This is a genomic window from Oribacterium sinus (genome assembly GCF_963537195.1).
GTDB lineage: Bacteria > Bacillota > Clostridia > Lachnospirales > Lachnospiraceae > Oribacterium > Oribacterium sinus_A.
Genome location: NZ_CAUTEG010000081.1, coordinates 1 through 10,886 on the forward strand (window position 1 = coordinate 1; position 10,886 = coordinate 10,886).

Here is a 10,886-nt window from a genome sequence, read left to right on the forward strand (position 1 = left end):
GGGAAAGTTTTGTAGAAAGTAATGCAGATAATCATGTAGAAAAGGTAATTCTTCAGGGAATCATTGATGCCTTTATTATGGAGGAAGACGGCATTATCCTTGTGGACTATAAGACCGACCGGGTGAAGGACGGGGAAGAGCTAAGGAATCGTTACCAAAAGCAAATCGACTTATACAGCGAGGCCTTGGAGCAGATTTTAGGGAAAAAAGTAAGGCGAAGAGTGCTTTACTCCTTCTCCTTAGGAGAGGAAGTGGACTTGTAAGGCGTATCAAGGTGCCTTAAAAAACTTGCCGAAGCAAACTCAAGAAGCTTGCTAAAGTAGAGCGAAAAAGCTTGTTAAAGTAGACTAATAAAGCCTATTAAAGAAGGACTTGCATAAGTCTTTTCCTAGGCACTATAATGAGTAATTGTGTGAGCCTTTTAAAAAGGCGGTTTATCTATCTTGTTGCCGTTGGAAGAACTGAAGAAAAGGGGAAAGAAAAATGAATCATGAGCGGATTCTCGTATTGGATTTTGGTGGACAGTACAACCAGTTGATTGCCCGGAGAGTAAGAGACGAAGGGGTTTATGCAGAGGTTTACGGTTCCGACATTGGCATAGAGAAGATTAAAGAATTAAGTCCAAAGGGAATCATCTTCACCGGGGGACCCCAGTCCGTGTACAAAGAGGAAAGCCAGCATATCGGAAAGGAAATTTTCGAGCTGGGCATCCCCATTTTCGGCTTCTGCTATGGAGCGCAGCTGATTGCCTATGAGCTTGGAGGAGAGGTGGCTACCGCCCCGGTCAGTGAGTATGGAAAGACGGAAACCCATGTGGAGAAGTCCTCCGTGCTTTTCTCCGATGTAGCGGAAGAGACCACCGTTTTCATGTCCCATACCGACTATATTGCCAAGGTACCGGAGGGCTTTACCATTACCGCCCATACCGAGCATTGTCCTGTTGCGGGAATGGAAGATGGGAAGAGACAGATTTATGCGGTGCAGTTCCATCCTGAGGTGCAGCACAGCGTAGAAGGGCAGAAGATGATTCATCATTTTCTCTATGATGTCTGCAAATGTACCGGAGACTGGAAGATGGCGTCCTTCGTGGAGGAGCAGGTTTCCCTTTTGAAAAATAAAATCGGCTCCGGCAAGGTGCTTCTTGCCCTTTCCGGCGGTGTGGACAGCTCTGTTGCAGCAGGGCTTCTTTCCAGAGCCATCGGAAAACAGCTGTACTGCGTATTCGTGGATCACGGCCTTCTTCGGAAAAATGAAGGCGATCAGGTGGAAGAAATCTTCGGCGAAAAGGGAGATTTCGAGTTAAACTTTGTCCGGGTAAATGCCGGTGAAGAGTATTTTGAGAAATTAGCCGGGGTGGAAGAACCGGAGAAGAAGAGAAAGATAATTGGAGAGCAGTTTATCCGTATCTTTGAGCGTGAGGCAAATAAAATCGGAGCAGTGGACTTCCTTGCTCAGGGAACCATTTACGCAGACGTGGTGGAATCCGGCCTTGGAAAGGGCGCAGTGATCAAGTCCCACCACAATGTAGGCGGACTTCCCAAGAACATTTCCTTTAAGGAAATCGTAGAGCCACTGCGCCTGCTTTTTAAGGACGAGGTGCGTAAGGTAGGACTGGAGCTTGGACTTCCGGAGCATTTGGTTTATCGTCAGCCCTTCCCGGGACCGGGACTTGGGGTAAGAATTATCGGAGAAGTAACTCCTGAGAAGGTTCGCATGGTACAGGATGCGGACTTCATTTACCGTGAAGAAATCGAGAAGGCAGGACTATCCCGTTCCTACAGCCAGTATTTTGCCGCCCTCACCAATATGCGCTCCGTGGGGGTTATGGGAGACTTTCGTACCTATGACTACGCGGTGGCTCTCCGCGCGGTAATTACCGATGACTTTATGACCGCAGAATGCGCGGATATTCCCTTTAGCGTACTCCAGAGAGTGATGAACCGAATCGTGAATGAGGTAAAGGGAGTGAATAGGGTGTTCTATGATCTGACGTCTAAGCCACCAGGAACGATTGAGATGGAATAGCAGAAGCAAAATGTTACCACTATTAGACCTTTGAAAACAGTAGGTTTTACTGATTGAACGATGTAAAAAACTCTTGAGTGATACTATTTTGACACTAAAAAGCTGAAAAAGCAGGTCTGAAAGGGAATTGTTGAATTTAAAGTAATTGTTCAGAAAGCCTTCCATCATTTTTGTGGGAGGCTTTGGCTAATAGATGGGGTAGAATGTTATGAAAATTACTTGTAGGTTATTAAAATATATAGCAATATTATTTTGTTCTATTTTTACGGTTGCCACAATAGCGAGTTGCATAATAAATTTGCTAATGGGTAATACAAACGATACCTATTTTCATATTTTGGATAGAGCAGTAATAACTTTAATTGGCTCCATTATTATTGGCATTGTAGCAGATGTTGATTTTAAAAATCCAATATTTAATTGTTTAATTCCGTACTTGATTTTTATTATATTAGCTTTTCTATATGTGTTTATTTCAGGATTTTTTGTTGAACTACATCCTAATGCCTATAGAGATATATTTATAAATGATACAATTGCTTATATTATAGTTTATGTAAGCATAGCTATTTACAAGAATAGAGCTAAACGAAAAATAAATAATTAATATATGATATTATGTGTTATAAGAAAATGAAAACACATGGCTAAAAGATTATAAGAGCTGTTTTGGGTGAGCGATGCAGCTTTTCCGGAAGATCAATGTTTCTGATGTTCAGAAGCCCAAGATCTGCGTAGCCGTAAAGCGTTTTCGTGCAGACGATCTGCTCTCTGGTGAACGTTCCATCCTTCAGAGCGTGGTGGGCACAGACATCCAGCGACCGTTCGTTTTTAAAGAAGTGCTCTTCTACACAAGAGATAAAAGCGCTCTTTTCAAGAAGATCATAGTGACGGCAAAAAGCTTCACGATTCTTCTGGTAGGCGGCCTGCCCGACTTTTGCCTTGTAACGGAAGATGTTGCCCCTATAAAGAGTGACGGTACCGCGTTTGATCTCGTTACGAACGGTGTTTGTCGCGCGACCTAACTCTCCGGCGATCCTGTTGGGTGTCCATCCATCTTTGAGATGAGTTTGAATTACAACACGTTCTTCAAATGAAAGATGTTTACCCTTCCTGTGTTCAGTTGTAGAATGTACTTGATTCATAGGGTCTTCTCCTTGTGAATGATGATTGAGCACATACATTCTACCAAAGAGAAGATTTATGTACTTTTCAGTTTATCTGTTCAACCTGATTTTACAATCGGCCGAATAAATGGAGAATGTAAATTATGGCTGAAATGACATCGGAGAAAATGGCAGCTCAGGAAGAGGCTGCAGGCAGAACGGATTGGGAAAGGCAAACGGCTTGATTACTATCTGAGTCTTCGATATAGCGTTAGTCCTTGTAGCGTAGATTACTGGCTGGATACACTCTTCGAACAGCAAAAGGCAATATATAACCCCCCAAAAGCTCTTTCGTGGAACCAAGTAAGAAAAGGAGCAGGAATTGGTTTCTGGGAGAATGCATTTGCTTTTCTATCCGATGAAAAGACGAAAGGCATTGAAGCAAAGAAGGTTGCGGTTAGAAGAAAAATGCAGGCCGAGGTTGACAAGACCAACGATTCAGAATTGCAAAGATGCAATGCTTATAACACAAGGCTCACGGAACGATTGCAATCCAAACGATGTCTAAGAGTCAGTATTTATACGACCGTATTTGCAGAATGGACTGCATTAGCAAAGTGGAAATAGCTAAATTGAAAGAGGTCAGATACCTTGATGACATCCATTCAAGCAAAGCTCTGAGCTCTATATTGGGAAACACCGCCCAGCAAATTGGTCGTTCCGATCAGATCAAGCTTTTGATAGATAATTGTTATGGAGGATGCAATGGGGAAATATTTCTCGTCAAATTATAAGAATGTGACATATCCCCTTGATTCTGTGAAGAAGCGGGGGTTGAGAAATGCGCAAGTGGGTGCTGTGCATGCTATTGCGTCCTTTTTCACGATGAACTCAAAGCAGGCGGCGATTACTGTTATGCCTACTGGGGCTGGGAAAACGGCTGTTCTTATGCTTACTCCATACATTCTGTCTAAGAATAAAGTACTTGTGGTGACACCCAGCACCCTTGTCAGAGGCCAAATTGCAGATGATTTTAAGGAACTTTTAACGCTGAGAACAGCCAATGTGTTCAAAGAAGCTATGAAAAGGCCTGTGGTCTTTGAAATGGAGCATATGTTCAACGATGAAATGATAAAGGCTCTTGAATCTGCGGATGTAATCGTTGCTACCCCTCAATGTGCATTGTCATTAAGCGAAACAGAATGGGCAGTCAATAATATAACTCTTGTTGAAGTGGATGAGGCACATCATACACCTGCCAAGACGTGGCAGCAAATCCTGATTAATTTAGGAACGGCGACACATGTATTGTTTACGGCTACTCCTTTTCGGCTTGATAAGAAAGAGATCAAGGGGGATATTGTCTATGACTATCCTCTGTCTTTGGCATATAGAGATGGTATTTTTGGAGAGATTCGATACATTTCCATCCCAGAGTGCGAAGACAAGGATTTGCAGATTGCAAAGAAAGCAGAGCAAGTTCTTCAAGCAGATCGTGAAGAAGGGCTTGAACACTTTTTGATGGTTCGGACTAACACGAAAAAGAACGCAGAGGTTTTAGAAATATTATATAAGGAAAACACGTCACTAAAGCTTCGCAGAGTTGACAGCTCAATGAGCAATGCAAGGGTAAAGCAGTATATTCAAGAATTAAGGGATAATACCCTTGATGGAATTATTTGTGTTGATATGCTCGGAGAGGGATTTGATTTTCCCAATTTGAAGATTGCTGCTATACACGCGCCTCACAAATCTCTGGCTAGTACATTACAATTTATCGGAAGATTTGCACGTACAAATGCCCGCAATATTGGGACTGCAAAATTTATTGCGGCTAACGATGAAGAATTCGAGATAGAAAATAATCGTTTATATTCCAGTGATGCTGTCTGGCAAGAAATGATTATCGATATGAGTGAGGGCAAGAACCAAAAAGAACACAGTGACAGGAAATACTATAAGGCTTACAGAACAGAAGCAAATGAGATCGATGAAGACAATATTCCGCTTCAGTCAATAATGCCGAATTGCCATGATCGAATCTATAAGGTACATGGCTTTAACATAAATGCTGACTTCCCAGAAAGTTTTAATGTTGGAGGCAGAATTCATCGGAACTTTGAAGATAACACAATCATTGGTATAGAGCTTGTGTATGCTTCTCCGCTGTGGATGAGTGCTGAATATAAAATAAACAAGCAGTATTCCCTGTATCTTATCCATTATCAGAAGGAACTTGGGTTACTTCACATTTACTCACAATCGCACACAGAAGTCGTTTATGATGAGTTGGCTGCTGCATTTTGCGAAAGTTATGACAAAATTCCGAAATCAGAAATGAACCGTGTACTTGGAAATTTGACTGGATTCGAGATATTTAATTCCGGTATGGTAAACAGGTTTAACGAATCGGGGGAGGCATATCGAATAATGGCTGGTTCTGATGTCAGTGATGCCATAGATCCCGATACTGGTAAGATGTATTCCGCCGGACATGTATTTTGTAAGGCTACGGATATCTCAAGCGGAGTGGAAGAAAATATTACGATTGGATACAGTAGTGCATCAAAAGTTTGGAGCAGCGAATATAAGAATATTCCTGACTACATTCTATGGGTTGAAGCAGTTGGAAGGAAAATTGTAGATAGCAGAATCCGAGTCAAGACAAATACAAATTACGACTATATCCCAATGGCAGAGAAGTTGGTAGAATATCCGGACACATTGTTTATTGTCGATTATTCAGACGCAACATATTCCTCACCTCCGGTTGTAAAGTGCAGAACTAATTCTGCCATAGCTGTAAGACTGACAGATTTCGACTTAAAGATCGTTAGATCTACAAAGAATAAAGTAACATTATCAGTTGCCCATGATGATATTGCCGATATGTTCGATTGTGACACTGATGGCGTTTATACAGCAAAAGACAATAGCCTTTTTATAACTATGGGTTCTGAGGACTATGAATTGGCACATTATTTCACAGATAATCCTGTATCGTTAAAAACATTTGACGATGACCTGATAGTGGGATTTGAGATCTTTAAAGGCAATCCGGATATTATAAGCTTTGATAAGGATACAATACTTGGAATTGATTGGGATTCTCGTGGAACGGACATAGGGCTTGAATTTGGAGATTCAAAGTATAAAGGAAAAATCTCAATACAAGACGCACTATGTGAAATACTAAAAGAAGATAAAGAGAACAAATACATTCTGTACGACCATGGGTCGGGAGAAATTGCGGATTATATTGCTATTCAGGAAACGGATAGGCAGTTGTCGATTAAGCTTTACCATGTGAAGAAAAAAAGTGCTGCTGGTTTTAATTCCAGTACCGCTGATGTATACGAAGTAGCTGGTCAAGCAGTGAAGTCCATCGTTTGGCTGACTACAAGAGGAAAATTTGCAGATAAGGTGATTAGTAGGCATATTGCTGGTCACTGTCAGCCAGTTGTTGGCAATTACAGAGAATGCTTACAAGCTATCAGAGATACTTCAAAACAAATGGTTGCCAATATCGTAATTGTGCAACCTGCATTAAGCAGATCTGTTGATATGCCGGATAAAATACAAGAGGTTTTGGCTTCTGCTTCTTCATACATTAAACGTGCGGGTAAGGTGCAAGGGCTTGAAATCATGGGTAGTAAATAAGGAGGACAAATTCATGGCAGAAAAAATCGTACAAACAGCCGGAAGAAAGGCACTGGGAGAGTTCGCTACGGAGTTTGCCCATTTTAATGATGATGTGCTATTCGGTGAAAACTGGAACAATCAGGATATTGATCTGAAGACCCGCTGCGTAATCACGATGGTGGCACTGATGTCGCAGGGCATAACGGATTCTTCTCTCGTCTACCACATTCAGAATGCGAAAGCACATGGCGTGACGAAGCAGGAGTTTGCGACTATCGTGACGCATGTTGCTTTTTACGCTGGCTGGCCGAAGGCCTGGGCGGTTTTTAATCTTGTGAAAGCGAACGGTATCTATGATGAGGAAACAGAATCGCTGACGGAGAAGGAAAGATTCCAGAAGGAGATCTTCTTCCCTATTGGCGACCCTAACGACGGCTTTGCTCAGTATTTCGTCGGACAAAGCTATCTGGCTCCCGTATCAACAGAGCAGGTGATGATCTTCAACGTGACCTTCGAACCGGGCTGCCGAAACAACTGGCATATCTATCATGCATCAAAAGGCGGGGACCAGATGTTGATCAGTGTCGGCGGAAAAGGCTGGTATCAGGAAGAAGGTAAGCATGCTCAGGAGATCCTTCCCGGCACAGTGATTCATATTCCGGCGAATGTAAAGCATTGGCATGGAGCCCAGAAGGACAGCTGGTTTTCACATCTTGCCTTTGAGATCGAGGGAGAGAACGCCTCGAACGAATGGTGTGAACCGGTCATCGATGAGGAGTATCTGAGCTTATAAAGATTCTGGTTTTAAAGAGCAGCGGAAACAAACACGGCCCTTCCAATATGCTGGCGGATGAATTTATTTGCGGCGCAAAAGAGACCGCCATACGATCACGGAATTTGATGTGTTCCGTGCAGATATCCGGCCCTGCATCGGCTGCAACCACTGCGGTATGGGCGGTCCCTGTGTTCAGAAGGACGACTACGAAAACAAAATGAAGGGCTCGATCAGAGAGACGGACATGATCGTCTTCGTCATGCCTGTTTATTACCACAACTGGCCTGCCCAGTTAAAAGCAGTAATCGACAGATTCTACAGCTTTACAACAGAGCTGACCTATATGCATAAAAAGACCGTTTTGCTAACGGCGGCCTGGGATGATACCGATACGGTATTCTCTGTTGTCAAGGCATACTATGAGAGAATCTGCGAGTACATGGAATTTTATGACTGCGGTGCTGTTTACGGCGACGGCTGCGGAACCCCGTCTATGACCAGAGGAACGAAACATCCGCAGGCACCATATGAGCTTGGAAAATCAATCTGAGGAGGAGAATCAAAATGGCGAAGAAACTGGTGGCATATTTTTCAGCAAGTGGTGTTACGAAAAGAGTGGCGGAAAGACTGGCGAAGCAGGAAGACACAGATCTTTTTGAGATTCGTCCCGTGCAGCCGTACACGGATGCAGATCTGAACTGGATGGATAAGAAGAGCCGCAGCTCTCTGGAGATGAACGATAAGAGTTCCCGTGTGGAGATTGCAGAAAAGGTTCAGAATATGGATCAGTACGATGAAATCCAGATCGGATTTCCAATCTGGTGGGGCGTTGCTCCGCATATTATCAATTCTTTTCTGGAACAGTATGATCTCTCCGGAAAGACAATTACTCCATTCGCTACTTCGGGCGGATCCGGTTACGGCCAGAGCAACAAAGAACTGGAGCCTTCTGCTCCGGGTGCGAAATTCAATCCTGGCAAAATGCTGAGATAAAACTGCTGGAATATTTCGTAGATTACCATCATAGACGACCTTGTACAAAACAGTATAGGGTCGTCTTTTTGTGTCTTCAGACACTCAGCTCATCGCCGGCTGCGCCGGCGATGTCGAAGGGGATGAGGGCGCTTTCCCAACGAGCTCTCGGAGGCGTTTGTCAGGACAGACGCATTGCCCGCACAGTTTGTGACGATTACTTCCAACGCGAAAATTTTCTAAAATTTCATATCGCTGATACCATTTGCCATTTTATGGTCGAAATCATCTGTGAACAATAAATTAATGCCACGAGCACGACAAAATAGATACAATCTCAATCTGTTTGTGGTATAGTATAAGCTGTGTGATTTTATAGCCATTTATGGAGCTCATATTGAGAGGTAAAGGTTATGGCAGTTTCGTACAAGAAGTTATTCAAATTATTGATAGACAAAGATATGAAGAAGAAAGACTTCAAAGCACTTACCGGCATCAGCCAGGGGACTTTGAATAAACTTCAGAATGGAGGAAACGTGATGGTGGACGTGCTGGAGAAGATTTGCCTTAATATGAACTGCAGCATTGATGACATCATGGAAATTTTTCCTGATCCTGAACCGAGTCTGGAAAATGGTACAGCTGATTCCGTACAATAGAGATGGGGTATTCTTTAGATGGATAGAAGTAAATACAGTGCAGGCGCTGTTAAGTATTGCTTCTGGTTCATGGAATTTCGTAAAGTGATCTCGCTTCGAGCGGAAGGCATGAGCTGGGAAGAAATCAAAAGCCTGAATGAAAATGAAAATATATTTGGAGCACCTACGTCCCTCCGGGCAACACAGATCTTCAATACAGTTTCTGCGCGAGTGAAGAGTCTTGATGATAGTTTTTATGATGTCTTTGCGGGGTGCGATCTTGCATCGCAAAAGCTTTTTGCTCTTGTGGCGGCGATGGCGTATGACGCATTATTCGGCGCACTTGTTTACGAACTTGTCCGGGAGAAGATGATCATTGGCAACAATGAACTTTCCGACAGCGATCTGCGGATCTTCTTCAAAAACAAGCAGGAGCAAGATGAAAACGCTGCCAAGTGGACGGAGGCAACAATCAAAAAACTGATGGTATCGTACAAGTCTATGCTTTATGAGGCCGGTGTCATAAACAAAGCAAAGGATGTCCGGGAAATTTACAAGCCACTTCCCGATCCAGCGATGGAGAGATGGATGCAGGACAACGGCCTTACATATGAACTCAAAGCAATTATGGGGGTGAGATGATGGCAGAATTACAGGAACGGCTAGATGAGATGGAAGCTGCCATCCATAAGCCCAAATTCCGGGAGAGTTCTGGAAGAGCCAATGAGGTGAACTACTGGGTATTCGATTATGACCCGGCAAAAGAGCTGGAAGTCCGTGAACGCATTGAATACATGAAGAAGAAAAACGCCAAGGGTACGGATGGCTTTGAACTGGTGATCTTTGATCTCTATGACATGATCATGGATTACCTAGAGAGCAAGGATTTTGTGAATTCCTACATCCGTTACGAGGAGCGCAGGGGCTTCGACTATATCGTCCGGGCTGCATCCACCTCCATGAAGATGAATGAGGATGACAGCATCCTGATCCGGCAGATCGTGGAGCAGATCCCGGAGAACGCTATCGTATTTTTGACCGGTGTTGGCAAATGCTATCCGCTGCTTAGATCCCATAAAATTCTGAACAACCTGCATCAGTCGGTGCTCAAAGCTCCGGTGGTGCTGTTCTTCCCCGGAACCTACAACGAGCAGGAATTGATTCTGTTCAACGAGATCAAAGACGACAATTATTACCGGGCATTTAAGCTTGTGAAGTGAGGTAGAGACCATGAGAATTCAAGAGATGTTTAAGAAATCAATCACCCGTGATATCCAGGGTGTTGTGATCGCCGGACAGGGCGAGAAAACCAATATCGCCACCGAGCTTGAAGAGTATGTGGTCACGCCTGAGCTGCAGCGCCACTTTGCAGATTTTTTCTCTGCCTATGCCAAAGGTATCAACGGGAACACTACCAAGATGGGCGTGTGGATCTCCGGTTTCTTTGGAAGCGGTAAATCTCACTTGCTGAAAATCTTATCCTACATCCTGGACAATGAAGTCATCGGTGACAAGCACGCCATCGACTTTTTCATCGACGACAAGAAGATTTCCGATCCGATGGTTCTGGCGGATATGAAGCTGGCCGCCAATACACCCTCCGATGTGACCATCTTCAATATTGACGCCAAGAGCGAATCGGATGGAAAATCCAATAAGGATGCCATCGTGAATGTTTTCCTGAAGGTGTTTAACAACTCCCTGGGCTTTTGCGGCGCGATCCCCTAT

At 43.6% G+C, this 10,886-nt stretch carries 12 protein-coding genes; 11 read left to right on the forward strand and 1 reads right to left on the reverse strand.

Features of this window, described 5'->3' with window-relative positions; translation table 11 throughout:
• The 3 genes from RYL27_RS08785 to RYL27_RS08795 form a co-directional block, all read left to right on the forward strand.
• Positions 1 to 263, forward strand: a 263-nt coding sequence (locus RYL27_RS08785; RefSeq protein ID WP_314966623.1) for a PD-(D/E)XK nuclease family protein, incomplete at its 5' end; no start/stop codon positions are given.
• Between the two features lie 220 nt (positions 264 to 483).
• On the forward strand, positions 484 to 2,025 hold the full coding sequence (gene guaA, locus RYL27_RS08790) for a glutamine-hydrolyzing GMP synthase (RefSeq protein WP_314966625.1): 1,542 nt from the start codon (positions 484 to 486) through the stop codon (positions 2,023 to 2,025).
• 208 nt (positions 2,026 to 2,233) lie between these two features.
• Entirely contained in the window at positions 2,234 to 2,632 is a 399-nt protein-coding gene (locus tag RYL27_RS08795) for a DUF6608 family protein (protein ID WP_314346592.1), read from the forward strand.
• A 40-nt stretch (positions 2,633 to 2,672) separates the two neighbouring features.
• Here RYL27_RS08795 and RYL27_RS08800 read toward each other — a convergent pair whose 3' ends face one another.
• Positions 2,673 to 3,170: a helix-turn-helix domain-containing protein gene (locus tag RYL27_RS08800; RefSeq protein WP_314346593.1), complete on the reverse strand. Its 498-nt coding sequence runs from the start codon at positions 3,168 to 3,170 to the stop codon at positions 2,673 to 2,675.
• 726 nt (positions 3,171 to 3,896) lie between these two features.
• Here RYL27_RS08800 and RYL27_RS08805 point away from each other — a divergent pair.
• The 8 genes from RYL27_RS08805 to RYL27_RS08840 form a co-directional block, all read left to right on the forward strand.
• Positions 3,897 to 6,791: a DEAD/DEAH box helicase gene (locus tag RYL27_RS08805; protein ID WP_314966627.1), complete on the forward strand. Its 2,895-nt coding sequence runs from the start codon at positions 3,897 to 3,899 to the stop codon at positions 6,789 to 6,791.
• A gap of 13 nt (positions 6,792 to 6,804) precedes the next feature.
• Positions 6,805 to 7,566 carry a carboxymuconolactone decarboxylase family protein gene (locus RYL27_RS08810; protein ID WP_314966629.1) on the forward strand — a complete coding sequence of 254 codons (762 nt, stop codon included), beginning with the start codon at positions 6,805 to 6,807 and terminating at the stop codon, positions 7,564 to 7,566.
• 67 nt (positions 7,567 to 7,633) lie between these two features.
• Positions 7,634 to 8,098, forward strand: coding sequence for a flavodoxin family protein (locus RYL27_RS08815; protein WP_314966631.1), 465 nt, complete (start codon positions 7,634 to 7,636; stop codon positions 8,096 to 8,098).
• A 14-nt stretch (positions 8,099 to 8,112) separates the two neighbouring features.
• Positions 8,113 to 8,541, forward strand: a complete 429-nt coding sequence (locus tag RYL27_RS08820; protein WP_314966632.1) for a flavodoxin — start codon at positions 8,113 to 8,115, stop codon at positions 8,539 to 8,541.
• Positions 8,542 to 8,933: 392 nt separating this feature from the next.
• Complete coding sequence (locus tag RYL27_RS08825) at positions 8,934 to 9,179, forward strand: helix-turn-helix domain-containing protein (RefSeq protein ID WP_314966633.1); 246 nt, start codon at positions 8,934 to 8,936, stop codon at positions 9,177 to 9,179.
• A gap of 18 nt (positions 9,180 to 9,197) precedes the next feature.
• Complete coding sequence (locus tag RYL27_RS08830; RefSeq protein ID WP_314966635.1) at positions 9,198 to 9,800, forward strand: DUF1819 family protein; 603 nt, start codon at positions 9,198 to 9,200, stop codon at positions 9,798 to 9,800.
• Positions 9,797 to 10,378, forward strand: coding sequence for a DUF1788 domain-containing protein (locus tag RYL27_RS08835; RefSeq protein ID WP_314966637.1), 582 nt, complete (start codon positions 9,797 to 9,799; stop codon positions 10,376 to 10,378). The genes RYL27_RS08830 and RYL27_RS08835 overlap by 4 nt, the downstream gene beginning before the upstream one ends.
• 10 nt (positions 10,379 to 10,388) lie before the next feature.
• Positions 10,389 to 10,886 (forward strand): P-loop NTPase fold protein (locus tag RYL27_RS08840; RefSeq protein WP_314966639.1); only part of this gene is annotated, 498 nt, incomplete at its 3' end.

Excerpts from the sequence above, each read along its gene's own strand:
- guaA (WP_314966625.1), top strand. The coding sequence starts at position 484 with ATGAATCATGAGCGGATTCTCGTATTGGATTTTGGTGGACAGTACAAC.
- RYL27_RS08795 (WP_314346592.1), top strand. The coding sequence starts at position 2,234 with ATGAAAATTACTTGTAGGTTATTAAAATATATAGCAATATTATTTTGT.
- RYL27_RS08800 (WP_314346593.1), bottom strand. The coding sequence starts at position 3,170 with ATGAATCAAGTACATTCTACAACTGAACACAGGAAGGGTAAACATCTT.
- RYL27_RS08805 (WP_314966627.1), top strand. The coding sequence starts at position 3,897 with ATGGGGAAATATTTCTCGTCAAATTATAAGAATGTGACATATCCCCTT.
- RYL27_RS08810 (WP_314966629.1), top strand. The coding sequence starts at position 6,805 with ATGGCAGAAAAAATCGTACAAACAGCCGGAAGAAAGGCACTGGGAGAG.
- RYL27_RS08820 (WP_314966632.1), top strand. The coding sequence starts at position 8,113 with ATGGCGAAGAAACTGGTGGCATATTTTTCAGCAAGTGGTGTTACGAAA.
- RYL27_RS08825 (WP_314966633.1), top strand. The coding sequence starts at position 8,934 with ATGGCAGTTTCGTACAAGAAGTTATTCAAATTATTGATAGACAAAGAT.
- RYL27_RS08830 (WP_314966635.1), top strand. The coding sequence starts at position 9,198 with ATGGATAGAAGTAAATACAGTGCAGGCGCTGTTAAGTATTGCTTCTGG.
- RYL27_RS08835 (WP_314966637.1), top strand. The coding sequence starts at position 9,797 with ATGATGGCAGAATTACAGGAACGGCTAGATGAGATGGAAGCTGCCATC.